This is a genomic window from Stutzerimonas kunmingensis (assembly GCF_900114065.1).
Classification (GTDB): Bacteria; Pseudomonadota; Gammaproteobacteria; order Pseudomonadales; family Pseudomonadaceae; genus Stutzerimonas; species Stutzerimonas kunmingensis.
In genome coordinates, this window is the sequence record NZ_FORS01000004.1 from 252,978 (window position 1) to 266,260 (window position 13,283).

Sequence of the window (13,283 nt, forward strand, 5' to 3'; positions counted from 1 at the left end):
GTTAAAAGCGTTGATACCGCATCAGTTCAGGTAAGGGGACCAGGACGGCTCTCGGACTTCGCCTTGAGCTGTAGGAAGCGGGAGCCTAACGCGTCCATTGATGGACACGAGCATCAAGACTCCCCGGCCCTGCTGGCGGGTGGCGTAGATTAGCATGGTGCCATTAGGCGCAACAGTGGGCGATTCATCCAGACTGGTATCCGAGAGTATTCGCAAATTGCCACGCTGCAGATCCTGCGCAGCAACCTTGAAGTTTGTGTAACCGTCCTGGCGATGGATCATTACCAGCGTCTTCTCGTCGGCCGATAGCTTCGGGTTGGCGTTGTAGTTGCCAACGAACGTCACACGCTCAGCCGAATTGCTGCCCAACCGCTGCTTGTAGACCTGAGGCTTGCCAGCACGGTCAGAGGTGTAATAAATGGTCTGACCATCAGCACCCCAGAAGGGTTCGGTATCGATCGCGTAGTGATTGGTCAGGCGCTGCAACTGCCGCGAGCCGAGGTCCATCACATAGATTTCCGGATTGCCATCTTTCGACAGTACGAACGCCAGGCGATTGCCATCTGGCGAGAATGCCGGCGCACCGTTCAAACCTTCGAAGTTGGTGACCTGTTCGCGGCGACCCGTGTCGATGTGCTGAATGAAAATACGTGGACGCTTCTGTTCGAAGGACACATAGGCAATACGGCGTCCGTCCGGTGAATAACGCGGGGAGAGGATGGGCTCGCGCGATTGCAGCAGAGTCACCGCCCGAGCGCCGTCATAATCCGAACGCTGCAGCGTGTAGCGCGTGTTGGCGCCACCCAGCCGCTCAACCGTCACATACAGCAGACGCGTGGAAAACGCGCCCTTGATGCCGGTGAGCTTCTCGAAGGACTGATCCGCCGCATGGTGCGCCATGTCGCGCAACTGATCCGGGGAACCACCAACGGTTCCAGTCATCACCTGCTGTTCGGTCGTTACGTTGAACACTTCGTAACGGACCTGAAGGCGGCCACCGGCCGGCTCGATATTGCCGACCATTACGTACTGGGCGCCCAGAGCCTTCCAGTCGCGATAGATGATCTCGCTGCCGCGGGTCGGCATGCTGATCATGTTCTGCCGCGGAATGGGCTGGAAAATACCGGAATTGCGCAGGTCGTTGCCGACGATTTCCGCCATGTCCTCAGGCAGTACGGTGCCGCCCTGCCAACCGAATGGAACGACTGCGATCGGGATCGCACGGTCGGCACCACTGGTGACGACGATGTTTTTTTCCTGCGCCACCGCCATTCCCGCCAGGCAGCAGAGCAGGACAAGTAGACCTCGAAGGGAGTTGATCACAACGCAAGATCCTCAGGCGTAAATGTCATTTTGAAGGACCGGTAAGGCTGGAAGTCCTGCGGGCTCAGGCCCTGCATTTCCGTCAGCCGACCGATGTTCTTTACTGCGGCAACCGCAGAATTGTCGAATGGCACATCTCCGCTCGATCTGGAGACGCTGACGTTGGTGATGGTGCCATCCGGAAGCATGTTTACCTGGAGCTCCACGGTCATGTTATTCCTTGCAGAAGGAGGCCTGCTCCACCCTTCCGCAGCACGTATCTTGATTAAGTCATCGTAGTTACCAGAAACCTGATCGCCTTGCGTATCAGCCATTGCCTGCTCACGCTCAGTTGTATCCGACAGCAGCTCGGCAAGCGCCTGCGCCTTCTTGTCTTCTGCCGCTTTGCGCGCGGCTTCCGCCGCAGCCTTCTTCTTGGCATCTTCAGCAGCTTTTTTCTTGGCAGCTTCGGCGGCAGCTTTCTTCTTCGCTTCCTCAGCCGCCTTGCGCTTGGCTTCTTCGGCGGCCTTCTTCTTGGCCTCCTCTGCTGCCTTCTTCTTGGCCAGTTCTTCAGCAGTCTTTTTCTTGGCGATGTCAGCCTGCTTCTGCTGTTCGACCTTCTTGGCTTCCTCGGCCTTTTTCGCCGCAGCCGCTTTATCGGCTGCGGCTTTCGCCGCATCCGCCTTTCGAGCCTCTTCCGCCTTCTTTTGTTCCGCAGCGCGGGTGGCAGCAGCCTGCTTCTGCTGCTCGACCTTACGCTGTTCCATCTGTTCGCTTTCGAACTGCTTGGCAGCCGTCTTCTTCGCTTCGCCGGCAATCTTCTGATTGGTCTGAGTCGTCGCCTGGCTCTGCGACTTCAACTGATACAAGGTGGCCTGCACGATCGGCTTGGACGGCGGCAGCTCGGGCGTCATCGAAAAGCTGACGAACAGCATGCCGAAAATAATGACGTGCAGACCTACCGCTAGCACGGTCGGCCAGAAGTAGCTCTGCGAAGGCGATGACTCACGCTGCTGCATCAAGGCGCCTCGGTGATCAAACCGACATTACCCACGCCGGCTTCCTGCAGACCGCCCATGGCCTCCATCACCGAACCATAATCAACCGCGCGATCGCCACGGATGAACACCTGGGTATCCGGACGCTGGCGCATGATGGCAACGACAGCCTGCGTCATGTCTGCCAATGCGACGGCCTCGTTGCCCTTGCTGTCGGTATCGACCTCGCTACCGACGTTCCAGTAATAGGTTTTGTCAGCCTTGATGGAAATGGTCAGCACCTGCTTGTCGTTATCCTGCGGTAAGGCTTCGCTGCTGACCTTGGGCAGATCGACCTTGACGCCCTGATTGAGCATCGGCGCCGTGACCATGAAGATAACCAGCAGCACCAGCATCACATCGATGTAAGGCACCACGTTCATCTCGGCGACGGGCTTGCGTCTGTTGCGGATTCTGGCCATGGCCGTGGGCCTCAGTCTTCGGTGGTGTGAACTTTGCGGTGGAGGATGGCCTGGAACTCATCGGCAAAGGTGTAATAACGACCGATGAGCATCTCGCCCCGCGCGGCGAAACGGTTGTAGGCGATCACCGCAGGAATCGCGGCGAACAAACCGATCGCCGTAGCGATCAGCGCTTCGGCGATGCCTGGCGCCACAGTCGCTAGAGTTGCCTGCTGAACCTGAGCCAGGCCGCGAAAGGAGTTCATGATCCCCCAGACGGTACCGAACAGGCCGATGTAAGGGCTGGTGGAACCAACGGTGGCCAGGAATGGCAAGCTCTGCTCGAGCTTTTCCTCTTCACGGGAAATCGCCACGCGCATGGCGCGATTGACCCCATCCATCACCGCATCGGGATCGACACCCTGCTGCTGACGCAGACGGGAAAATTCCTTGAAGCCGGCGCGAAAGATCTGCTCGACGCCAGAATCCGGATCCGGGTTGCTGCCTGCCTGGCGATACAGCTTGGACAGGTCGATACCGGACCAGAAGCGCTCTTCGAAGGTATCGAGTGCCCGCTTCGCGGCACGCAGCATACTGCCGCGCTGAAAAATCAGAATCCATGATGCGACCGAAGCGGCCACCAGAATCAGCATGACCAGCTGCACCACGAAGCTGGCGTTGCTGATCAGGCTCCACATGGACATGTGATCGACGTTGGCTTCCACGCTTACTCTCCTGCAGGGGATAGACCCGAGCCAGCGAAGGCGACACGCAGCGCTTCGGGAATGGCTCGGGGTTTCAAACTTTCGGCACGCACGCAGGCAACCAGCACCTGCCCCTCACAAAGCAGAACATCATCCAGTGCACGCCGGACCTGCTGGCGAAACCGCAGACTGGCGCGATTCACCTCAACCACCTCGGCCGTCACCAGCAATTCATCGTCCAGGCGAGCCGGTGCTCGGTAGCGGGCTTCGACCGAATGCACGACGAACAGCAAGTCCTCACCGGCCAGCTGCGACTGGGCGAATCCCAGGCTGCGCAACCGCTCGGTACGAGCTCGCTCCATGAATTTGAGGTAATTGACGTAGTAGACAATGCCGCCCGCGTCGGTGTCCTCGTAATAGACTCGACAGCGGTGGGTGAAGATTTCAGCTCCGGCTTGCGCGCGCATACTAGTGCTCGGCCCTGTAAATGCCAATCGGGTAACAGAACAATATTTTCTTCAAACTATGTCGCCATCGAACAGATCCGGCGTTGGAGCATCGCTCATGCGCTTGGGCAGGTTGAGGCCGAAATGGAGATAGGCGTGACGCGTCACGACCCGACCGCGCGGCGTGCGCATGATGTAGCCCTGCTGGATGAGGTACGGCTCGAGCACATCCTCGATGGTGTGCCGCTCTTCACTGATCGCAGCGGCCAGGCTGTCGATCCCCACCGGTCCGCCGTCGAACTTCTCGATCAGCGTCAGTAGCAGCCGGCGATCCTGATGATCGAAGCCTCGCTCATCGACGTCGAGCATGTTCAAGGCAAGGTCGGCAATCTGCCGGGTGATCTCGCCACGACCCCGCACTTCTGCGAAATCTCGCACACGGCGTAGCAAGCGGTTAGCGATACGCGGCGTCCCTCGCGCCCGACGGGCAATCTCGAATGCACCCTCCGGCTCGGTCGGCAGACCGAGGATACCGGCGGAACGGCTGACGATGGTCGCCAGGTCCTCGGTGGAATAGAACTCCAGACGCTGGACGATACCGAATCGGTCTCGCAATGGATTGGTCAGCATACCGGCCCGCGTGGTGGCGCCCACAAGGGTGAACGGCGGCAGATCCAGCTTGATCGAGCGAGCCGCAGGCCCCTCGCCGATCATGATATCCAGCTGGAAATCTTCCATCGCCGGGTACAGAACCTCCTCGACAATGGGCGAAAGGCGATGGATCTCGTCGACGAACAGAACGTCGCCCGCCTCCAGATTGGTCAGCAATGCGGCCAGGTCACCCGGTCGCTCAAGCACCGGGCCCGACGTGCTCTTGATCGACACGCCCATCTCTTCGGCGATGATGTTCGCCAAGGTAGTCTTGCCCAGCCCCGGCGGACCAAAGATGAGCGTGTGATCGAGCGCTTCCTGACGGCCCTTGGCGGCGCGGATGAATAGATCCATCTGTTCGCGCACGACCGGCTGACCGATGTACTCGGCCAGCTTGAGTGGCCGAATGGCGCGATCCAGTTGCTCGTCGCGATCGCGACTGCCTGCCGTGACGATACGATCCGCTTCGATCATGGCTTACACCATGCCCTTGAGGGCGCGACGGATCATTTCTTCACTGCTCAAATCATCTTCCTGTATGGCGGACACTGCACGGCTGGCTTCCTGTGGCTTGAAGCCCAGGGAGATCAACGCGCTGACCGCATCATTCTCGGCGCTTGTGACTGCCATTTTGCTCCCGGGTTCAACCACGAAGGTCGCGATTGCGGGCATGCTCTCCCACGCCTTGAAGCGGTCCTTCAACTCCACCAGAAGCCGCTCGGCGGTCTTCTTGCCAACGCCTGGGATGCGCACCAGGACCGACGTATCCTGTGCTTGCACACAACGCACCAGCTCATCGACTTCCAGTCCGGACATCAACGCCAACGCCAGCTTCGGTCCCACACCGTTCAAACGGATCAGCTCACGGAACAGCTCGCGCTCGCGCTTCTCGGCGAAGCCATAAAGAAGTTGTGCGTCTTCACGCACGACGAGATGCGTATGCAGCGTCACCGGCTCGCCGACCGCCGGCAGGCGATACAGCGTCGTCATCGGCACTTCGACCTCATAGCCGATACCGTTGACATCGAGAATCAGATGTGGCGGTTGCTTTTCCACCAGCGTGCCACGCAAACGTCCGATCAAGCTGTTTCCTCCATGGCCATCGCATCCGCTGACGACCAGTCGATTATTCGTTCAACCAAGAGAGTTTGCGCCGACTACAGACGCAACCGCCCGCCTCGTCGCTTGGCGCCGGTCAGGCCGTGCGGAATGAGGCTTTGCCGGTGATGCGCATGACATAACGCAATGGCCAGCGCGTCCGAAGCATCGATCTGGGGTTTTTCCAGAAGCTTGAGCAGGTGCATGACCATCATCTGCACCTGCTGCTTATCAGCCCCGCCCGTTCCGGCGATGGCCTGTTTGACCTGCGTCGCGGTGTACTCTGCGATCTGCAGACCTGCTTCCGCGCCAGCAACAATGGCTGCCCCCCGAGCCTGGCCGAGCTTGAGCGCGGAATCGGCATTACGCGCCATGAATACTTGCTCGATGCCCATCGTTACCGGGCCATAGGTCCGAATGACCTCGCTCACACCACTGAAAACGGCACGCAAGCGATCAGGCAGCTCGCCGGTGCCGGTACGAATGCAACCAGAGGCGACGTATTCACAACCGCGGCCGGTGTCACGTACGACGCCGTAGCCGGTGATTCGAGAGCCGGGATCGATACCCAAAATCAGCGTCATGCCGTGCCGTGCTGTCTATTTATCCAGTGGCGAGTATACGGAGGCGCTGCCGTCTCCGCCACCGACAACAATATGCGCCCAGATAGTCACTACGTTGCCAGCGATGCGCACCTATAAAAAAGCCGGGAGCCCAGCAATGCGGCTCCCGGCTGCGGACACCACGACATTCAGCCCAACTGCTGCATGATCTCGTCGGAGATTTCCGCGTTGTGGTAGACGTTCTGCACGTCATCCAGATCTTCCAGCGCATCGATGAGACGCAGAACCTTCTGCGCCGTCTCGACGTCGGTGATGGGCGCCATGATGGAGGGAATCATCGCCACTTCTGCTTCGTCGCCGCGGAATCCGGCTTCTGTCAGCGCTTCGTTGACCGAGAGGAAATCGGCGAAGCTGGTATAGACCTCGACCGACCCATCCTCCTGACTGACGACGTCGTCGGCGCCCGCCTCCAGCGCCGCTTCCATCAGCGCGTCTTCATCGACGCCGGGCGCATAGCTGATCTGGCCTTTACGATCGAACATGTAGGCGACCGAGCCGTCAGTACCGAGATTGCCACCGTTCTTGCTGAAGGCGTGACGCACTTCGGCCGCGGTACGGTTGCGGTTGTCGGTCATGGCCTCGATGATGATCGCCACCCCGCTTGGCGCGTAACCCTCATAGCTCAGCTCGGTCATGTTGTCCGCTTCGCTGGAGCCTGCGCCCCGGGCGATGGCGCGATCGATGACGTCACGCGACATGTTGGCTGTCAGCGCCTTGTCCACGGCCAATCGGAGACGCGGATTGTCCGCCGGCACGCCGCCGCCATGCTTGGCCGCCACGGTCAGCTCACGGATCAGCTTGGTGAAGATCTTGCCCCGCTTGGCGTCCTGACGCTCTTTGCGGTGCTTGATATTGGCCCATTTGGAATGACCAGCCATAACTCACTCCATTCTTCGACTGAATCAGAAAATCTCGATAACCGGATCCGTCTGTCACCGCTCGATAAAGACAGCGGTCGGCTATCGCCGTATTGTCTCGCACTCAGAGCCGCAAGACGAAGAAGCCTGGCAGAACCAGGCTTCGGGTAGCGCTTACTCCGCCTTCGGTTGCTCGCGCAGACGGATATGCAGATCGCGCAGCGCCTTGCTATCCACCGCACCCGGCGCCTGGGTCATGACGTCCGCCGCACTCTGGGTTTTCGGGAAGGCAATCACCTCACGAATCGACTGCGCACCGGTCATCAGCATAACCAGGCGATCCAGACCGAAGGCCAGACCACCATGTGGCGGAGCGCCAAACTTCAACGCATCGAGGAGGAAGCCGAACTTCTCTTCCTGCTCGGCTTCATCGATGCCGAGAATGCGGAACACAGTCTGCTGCATTTCCTTGCGATGGATACGGATCGAACCGCCACCCAGCTCGGTACCGTTGAGCACCATGTCGTAGGCACGCGACAGCGCCGCAGCCGGATTGGCCTCGAGTTCCTGAGGCGAGCACTTCGGCGCGGTGAACGGATGGTGCAGCGCGCTCAGCGAGCCGTCATCGTTCTCTTCGAACATCGGGAAGTCGACCACCCATAGCGGCGCCCAGTCACAGGTCAACAGCTTGAGGTCGTGACCGATCTTGATGCGCAGCGCACCCAGGGCCTCGGAAACGATCTTCGCCTTGTCTGCACCGAAGAACACGATGTCGCCATCGACCGCACCGACGCGATCGAGAATCACATTGAGGTTGTCTTCCGGGATGAACTTGACGATCGGTGACTGCAGGCCTTCAACGCCCTTGGCGCGCTCATTGACCTTGATATAGGCCAAGCCCTTGGCCCCATAGATGCCAACGAACTTGGTGTAATCGTCGATCTGGCTGCGCGGCATACTCGCCGCACCCGGGACGCGCAGCGCGGCAACGCGGCCTTTCGGGTCATTGGCCGGACCGGAGAACACCTTGAACTCGACGGCGTTGAGCTGATCGGCAACATCCACCAGTTCCAGCGGGATGCGCAGGTCGGGCTTATCCGAGCCGTACCGGCGCATGGCCTCTTCGAACGGCATGTGCGGGAATTCGCCAAACTCCAGATCCAGCACTTCCTTGAACAACTTGCGGATCATGCCTTCGGTGATACCGATGATGTCTGCTTCATCGAGGAAGCTGGTCTCGATGTCGATCTGGGTGAACTCGGGCTGGCGATCAGCGCGCAGGTCTTCGTCGCGGAAGCACTTGGCGATCTGATAGTAGCGGTCGAAACCGGCAACCATCAGCAGCTGCTTGAACAGCTGCGGCGACTGCGGCAGGGCAAAGAAATTACCGGCATGGGTGCGGCTCGGCACCAAATAGTCACGCGCGCCTTCAGGTGTCGGACGCCCCAGGATCGGGGTTTCCACATCGAGGAAGCCGTTGTCATCCAGGTACCGACGAATGCTCGCGGTGATACGCGAGCGCAGCTTGAGCTTCTCGGCCATTTCTGGGCGACGAAGGTCGATGAAGCGATAGCGCAGTCGCGTCTCCTCGCCCACATCGCTGTATTCGTTGAGAGGGAACGGCGGGGTTTCGGCGTCGTTCAACACCTCCAGCTCGTAGCCCAGCACCTCGATGGCACCGGAAGCCATATTCGGGTTCACCGCACCAGCTGGGCGCAGGCGGACCTTGCCGGTGATCTTCACTACATACTCGCTACGCACCTTGTCGGCGGTCGCAAAGGTTTCGGCGCGATCCGGATCGAAGACCACCTGAGCCAGGCCCTCACGATCACGCACATCGAGGAAGATCACCCCGCCGTGGTCACGACGGCGATGTACCCAGCCGCAAAGAGTGATTTCCTGGCCGTCCAGGCTTTCGTTCAATTGGCCGCAATAGTGGCTGCGCATCATGGTGAAGTTCGCTTCTCGTATCTTGAATTCGATGGGGCGCCAGAGCCGCGACAGACTGACAAGACCGTGACTGCTCTGCGCAAGCGGCATGTACCGTACGCGATACCGCATTGACGCCGGGCGCCGCAGCACGCGCTGGGACCGCCAGGCACAAGCGCGGGATTATATCGACATAATCACCGCGGCGCAGCCGTTGCCCTCGTCAACTCGAAATCGGGCCGTTGATGGAACCCTGAATCGATCAGAGCATTCCAACGGTGAGCATTCGACCAGAAACGTATCGCTTCACAACACCACGCATTTTTCTGGCATAACTAACGGCTGAACCATCCACCAGGAGAAAAACATGGAAATCAACATTGGCATCGCCGAACAGGACCGTGCAGCCATCGCCGAAGGCCTGTCGCGCCTGCTCGCCGACACCTACACCCTGTATCTGAAGACCCATAACTTCCATTGGAACGTTACGGGACCGATGTTCAACACGCTGCACACCATGTTCGAAACCCAGTACACCGAACTCGCCATCGCCGTGGACGATATTGCCGAACGCATCCGCACGCTGGGATTCCCGGCGCCGGGCACCTACGCGGCATACGCCCGCCTGAGCTCGATCAAGGAAGAGGAAGGCGTCCCCTCCGCCGAAGAGATGATCAAGCTGTTGGTCGAAGGCCAGGAAGCCGTTGTACGAACCGCCCGCGGTATCTTCCCACTACTGGACAAGGTCAACGACGAGCCGACCGCCGACCTCCTGACTCAACGCATGCAGAGCCACGAAAAAACTGCATGGATGCTGCGCAGCCTGCTTTCGGCCTAAGTTTCGCTACTGGGCGGAGCGCCACATGCGCTCTGCCCAGATCGCAACGCATCCGCTACGAAACAGCCCGTCTTTGAGCATTCTCCGCACCCGAAGCCACGACGGCGAACACGCTCATTTGAGCCCCCTTCTCCTTTCCTGTTAAATACGCCGCGCTGCAGCCCGGACCCGCGCGGTTTCTCGACCAGTGTTCAGCCCTGACCGACGAACGTTTTCCACGAACTCCAGGCCTGCGGCTTCTCTGTCGTGTTATCAACCGTGAGCCATACAAGAATGTTAAAGATCGTCCATGTCCTGGCGGGTGTCATTGCCCTGCTGCTGTCCTTTGTTCCAAGCCTGCGCGGCGCAATGCCACTACTGCTGCAACCCGACGCCTTGTGCCTGCTGATGCTTGGCCTGCTGAACGTTCAATTCGCCCCATCTGCCCAGTTGATCGACAGCCGCACCCGGCCAGTCATAATCGCTGCGTCAGCGCTGCTGCTCCTGTCTATCGCGCTGCAGGCCGTCATCGTACTTGTAGCTTTGCCGCAGATCGCCGGCCAGCCCGCAACACTCGCCAGCCTGCTGCTCGCCCTTGTGGCCGTGCTGCTGCACCTCGCCACGCCACGCGGCCTGAGCAAGCAGGCAAAACCGGCTCGCACAAACCCCCGCGCGCCATCGGCAGCAGGGCGCGAGGCTGGCACCGTGAAATGGTTCAACACATCCAAGGGGTTCGGATTCATTTCCCGGGACAGCGGAGATGACGTATTCGTCCACTTTCGCGCCATCCGCGGCGAAGGGCACCGCATCCTGGTCGAGGGCCAGCGCGTGGAGTTCACCATCATGATGCGGGACAAGGGACTGCAGGCCGAAGACGTCGTCCCGATCGAGTAGGACGACCGAGCAAGCTGCCACGGGGCGAAGTCACCACGCCGCCCCGTTTCTCAATTCAATAATGCGGTGGAGGCGCCTCGTCCTCACCAGCGTCCATTGGAACCTGCATTTCCTCCTGACGTTTTGCCAGTGCGCGCAGCTGAAGCTGCAGACGCTCCATGATCCGCTGTTGCTCGACGAGCACATCGTTCAGCGTCTGGATCGTATCGTCCTGAAACGCCAGACGCGTTTCCAGATCCATCACTCTCAATTCAAGGTCCACAGTCATACTCCAAAACGAAAGTGATCGGTCAGCACCAACTTTAGCTTGTCCCTGATGGCTGCCACCTGCTCGTCACTGTAAGGCTTCGCCGGATGCCTGCCCCAAACCGGCGCTGGCCAGGCAGCATCATCGCGGCGCCGCGCAATGACATGCATATGCAGCTGCCCGACGACATTACCAAGCGTGGCGACATTCATCTTGTCGGCGCCGAAGGTGTCCTTGACGGTCTCGGCCAGCGCAGTAGCCTCATTCCACAGCGCCAACTGATCAGCCGCATCCAGCTGAAACAACTCACTAATCTCTTCGCGACGCGGCACCAGAATGAACCAGGGGTACTGCGCGTCGTTCATCAATAGCAACCGGCAGAGCGGGAAGTCACCAAGCAGCAACGTGTCCTGCTCCAGACGTGAATCAAGTACAAACATAAGACTCCCCTTGCGAAGCAAACCCCGCGCGAATGCGCCGTAGGAAACAGGCAAAAAGGATACCTCAGACATCCCAGACGACAACCTGGCAACCGCGCACAAGATTGGTGCCTGACCTGAGAAAACGCGCCGCCTTTCAGTGCAATGCGGCCCCAGTATTTCTCCGCAACGCCCGATTAGCTCGATCATGAATTCTGAGTACGATTCTTGCTAGACGAACTATGCGAACGCTAGGGGCGGCTTCAAAACACCGCAATCAGCGTCACACAGCTTGCTCTAGCGCTGCACTAGAGCTAAACAGTACATTCTCTGGATGGCTTTTCGCGAGAGCAGCCAAAATTGGCTGAAGCCTGATGCGGGACTAAGAAGTTGCACCCTTTCCGCCCATGCGCGGCAAGGTAAGCACCGTTTTTAAACCAAAGGAGCAATCACAATGAAAGTGATGAAGTGGAGCGTAATCGCCCTGGCCGTATCGGCGGGCACCTCCCAGATGGCGTTGGCCAGCCAGCAGTCGGAATCCAAGGGTTTCGTCGAAGATGCGAGCCTAGATCTGTTGCTGCGCAACACGTATTTCAATCGTGACTATAAGGACGGTGCACCCGACCGTCGCAGCTGGGGTCAGGGCTTCATCACTACCTTCGAGTCCGGCTTTACCCAGGGCACCATTGGTGTAGGCGTTGACGCCTTCGGCCTGCTGGGCGTACGCCTGGATGGCGGCGAGGGTTATAGCTACGACGCCATGTTCGAGCGCGACTCCAACGAAAAACCGGAGCGCGACCTTTCCCAGGCCGGTGCAGCGATCAAAGCCCAGTTCTCCAACACCGTGATCAAGTACGGCAACCAGATGCCGATGATGCCGGTACTCGCCTGTGACGACTCGCGCCTGCTGCCGCAGAGCTTCACTGGCACATTGATCACCAGTAACTAGATCGAGGGCCTTGAGCTGAATGTCGGCCGCTTTACCGCTGAAAGCGGTATGCCATCCTCTAGTCGCGACAGCGGGGAGCTGAATAGCGCCGATGTCTTTGGTGGTACGTATCAGGTCAACGAGAACCTCAGCACTTCTCTGTATTTTTCTGACGTTGAGGATGTATACGAGAAAAAATACGCGAATGTGAATTACGTGGTACCAATGGGCTCTGAACAAGCCCTGTCGTTAGATTTCAACATCTATAAAGCCGAATACGATGATGAAACCGTGCCGAACGATTTCTTCGGCGATGGCACGCTCGGAGATGACAGCACCATCTGGAGTCTTGCAGCGAAGTACAGCACTGGCGCCCATGCTTTCATCCTGGCTCACCAACGAGTTAGTGGTGATGCTGGCTATGCATACGACTTGGGCGACGGCGGCAGTGCGATTTGGGTAGCCAACTCTTTCTATTCAGACTTTAACTGGAAAGACGAGCGCTCCTACCAAGCCAGCTATGAGCTGGACTTCAGCACCTTTGGCGCTCCAGGGTTGTTCTGGAAGACCGCTTACGTGTACGGCGATAACATCGACACCGCTGGCGGTGAAGGTAAGGAGCGCGAGTTCTTCAACCAGGTCCAGTACGTCGTACAGAGCGGCCCGGCGAAGGATTTGTCGCTGAAACTGCGCAACTCCATCTATCGCTCGAACAATGCGCTGCGCGACGCAGGCAGCCCGGACTTGAACGAGATCCGTGCATTCATCGAATACCCGCTGAGCATCCTGTAACCCAGGCGCTCGGACCATTCGATGCAAACGGAGCCCGGCGAAAGCCGGGCTCTTTCGTTTCGCCGCACATCCCACGCGGCGCCCCGTCCTGTACGCCGCAATGCGCGCGCCGTACAATGCCGAGCCAAATTCCAGCCC

The 13,283-nt window shown here is 59.1% G+C and carries 14 protein-coding genes and 1 pseudogene; 3 read left to right on the forward strand and 12 right to left on the reverse strand.

The genetic code is table 11. From position 1 onward, the window contains the following. Nucleotides 1-21 precede the first annotated feature (21 nt). The 10 genes from tolB to aspS form a co-directional block, all read right to left on the reverse strand. Complete coding sequence (tolB, locus tag BM275_RS12250; protein WP_041014614.1) at nt 22-1,323, reverse strand: Tol-Pal system beta propeller repeat protein TolB; 1,302 nt, start codon at nt 1,321-1,323, stop codon at nt 22-24. Continuing rightward, on the reverse strand, nt 1,320-2,321 hold the full coding sequence (tolA, locus tag BM275_RS12255; RefSeq protein WP_090521345.1) for a cell envelope integrity protein TolA: 1,002 nt from the start codon (nt 2,319-2,321) through the stop codon (nt 1,320-1,322). The genes tolB and tolA overlap by 4 nt, the downstream gene beginning before the upstream one ends. Beyond that, complete coding sequence (tolR, locus tag BM275_RS12260; protein ID WP_003300685.1) at nt 2,321-2,761, reverse strand: protein TolR; 441 nt, start codon at nt 2,759-2,761, stop codon at nt 2,321-2,323. Before tolR ends, tolA begins: the two co-directional genes overlap by 1 nt. Nucleotides 2,762-2,772: 11 nt before the next feature. After that, nucleotides 2,773-3,465, reverse strand: coding sequence for a protein TolQ (gene tolQ / locus BM275_RS12265; RefSeq protein WP_014821036.1), 693 nt, complete (start codon nt 3,463-3,465; stop codon nt 2,773-2,775). Nucleotides 3,466-3,467: 2 nt separating this feature from the next. Beyond that, nucleotides 3,468-3,911: a tol-pal system-associated acyl-CoA thioesterase gene (ybgC, locus tag BM275_RS12270; protein WP_023446262.1), complete on the reverse strand. Its 444-nt coding sequence runs from the start codon at nt 3,909-3,911 to the stop codon at nt 3,468-3,470. A gap of 51 nt (nt 3,912-3,962) precedes the next feature. Beyond that, a complete protein-coding gene (gene ruvB / locus BM275_RS12275; protein WP_003300681.1) occupies nt 3,963-5,015 on the reverse strand; it encodes a Holliday junction branch migration DNA helicase RuvB in 1,053 nt (350 codons plus the stop codon). 3 nt (nt 5,016-5,018) lie between these two features. After that, the gene (gene ruvA, locus BM275_RS12280; RefSeq protein WP_014821038.1) at nt 5,019-5,624 is read right to left on the reverse strand and encodes a Holliday junction branch migration protein RuvA; all 606 of its coding nucleotides are present in this window, start codon (nt 5,622-5,624) and stop codon (nt 5,019-5,021) included. A gap of 74 nt (nt 5,625-5,698) precedes the next feature. Next, complete coding sequence (gene ruvC, locus BM275_RS12285) at nt 5,699-6,223, reverse strand: crossover junction endodeoxyribonuclease RuvC (protein ID WP_090521348.1); 525 nt, start codon at nt 6,221-6,223, stop codon at nt 5,699-5,701. Between the two features lie 167 nt (nt 6,224-6,390). Next, a complete protein-coding gene (locus BM275_RS12290) occupies nt 6,391-7,140 on the reverse strand; it encodes a YebC/PmpR family DNA-binding transcriptional regulator (protein ID WP_090521351.1) in 750 nt (249 codons plus the stop codon). Between the two features lie 153 nt (nt 7,141-7,293). Next, nucleotides 7,294-9,069, reverse strand: a complete 1,776-nt coding sequence (gene aspS / locus BM275_RS12295; protein ID WP_031298108.1) for an aspartate--tRNA ligase — start codon at nt 9,067-9,069, stop codon at nt 7,294-7,296. Nucleotides 9,070-9,415: 346 nt separating this feature from the next. On the opposite strand from aspS, the gene BM275_RS12300 reads away from it, so the two are divergent. Both BM275_RS12300 and BM275_RS22535 read left to right on the forward strand, forming a co-directional pair. Next, complete coding sequence (locus BM275_RS12300) at nt 9,416-9,886, forward strand: Dps family protein (protein WP_003300673.1); 471 nt, start codon at nt 9,416-9,418, stop codon at nt 9,884-9,886. A gap of 273 nt (nt 9,887-10,159) precedes the next feature. Further along, nucleotides 10,160-10,759, forward strand: a complete 600-nt coding sequence (locus BM275_RS22535; protein WP_014821043.1) for a cold-shock protein — start codon at nt 10,160-10,162, stop codon at nt 10,757-10,759. 55 nt (nt 10,760-10,814) lie between these two features. On the opposite strand, the gene BM275_RS12310 is transcribed toward BM275_RS22535, so the two are convergent. Continuing rightward, entirely contained in the window at nt 10,815-11,021 is a 207-nt protein-coding gene (locus tag BM275_RS12310; RefSeq protein ID WP_090521355.1) for a SlyX family protein, read from the reverse strand. A 2-nt stretch (nt 11,022-11,023) separates the two neighbouring features. Continuing rightward, nucleotides 11,024-11,446 (reverse strand): HIT family protein, encoded by a 423-nt coding sequence (locus BM275_RS12315; protein WP_090521357.1) that lies wholly within the window; start codon nt 11,444-11,446, stop codon nt 11,024-11,026. A 433-nt stretch (nt 11,447-11,879) separates the two neighbouring features. On the opposite strand from BM275_RS12315, the pseudogene BM275_RS12320 reads away from it, so the two are divergent. Next, a pseudogene (locus BM275_RS12320) lies at nt 11,880-13,145 on the forward strand (OprD family porin). Nucleotides 13,146-13,283: the final 138 nt, after the last annotated feature.

Bases quoted from the DNA above. Each gene is read 5' to 3' on its own strand.
- tolA (WP_090521345.1), bottom strand. From the start codon at position 2,321: ATGCAGCAGCGTGAGTCATCGCCTTCGCAGAGCTACTTCTGGCCGACC.
- tolR (WP_003300685.1), bottom strand. From the start codon at position 2,761: ATGGCCAGAATCCGCAACAGACGCAAGCCCGTCGCCGAGATGAACGTG.
- ybgC (WP_023446262.1), bottom strand. From the start codon at position 3,911: ATGCGCGCGCAAGCCGGAGCTGAAATCTTCACCCACCGCTGTCGAGTC.
- ruvB (WP_003300681.1), bottom strand. From the start codon at position 5,015: ATGATCGAAGCGGATCGTATCGTCACGGCAGGCAGTCGCGATCGCGAC.
- ruvC (WP_090521348.1), bottom strand. From the start codon at position 6,223: ATGACGCTGATTTTGGGTATCGATCCCGGCTCTCGAATCACCGGCTAC.
- BM275_RS12290 (WP_090521351.1), bottom strand. From the start codon at position 7,140: ATGGCTGGTCATTCCAAATGGGCCAATATCAAGCACCGCAAAGAGCGT.
- aspS (WP_031298108.1), bottom strand. From the start codon at position 9,069: ATGATGCGCAGCCACTATTGCGGCCAATTGAACGAAAGCCTGGACGGC.
- BM275_RS12300 (WP_003300673.1), top strand. From the start codon at position 9,416: ATGGAAATCAACATTGGCATCGCCGAACAGGACCGTGCAGCCATCGCC.
- BM275_RS22535 (WP_014821043.1), top strand. From the start codon at position 10,160: ATGTTAAAGATCGTCCATGTCCTGGCGGGTGTCATTGCCCTGCTGCTG.
- BM275_RS12315 (WP_090521357.1), bottom strand. From the start codon at position 11,446: ATGTTTGTACTTGATTCACGTCTGGAGCAGGACACGTTGCTGCTTGGT.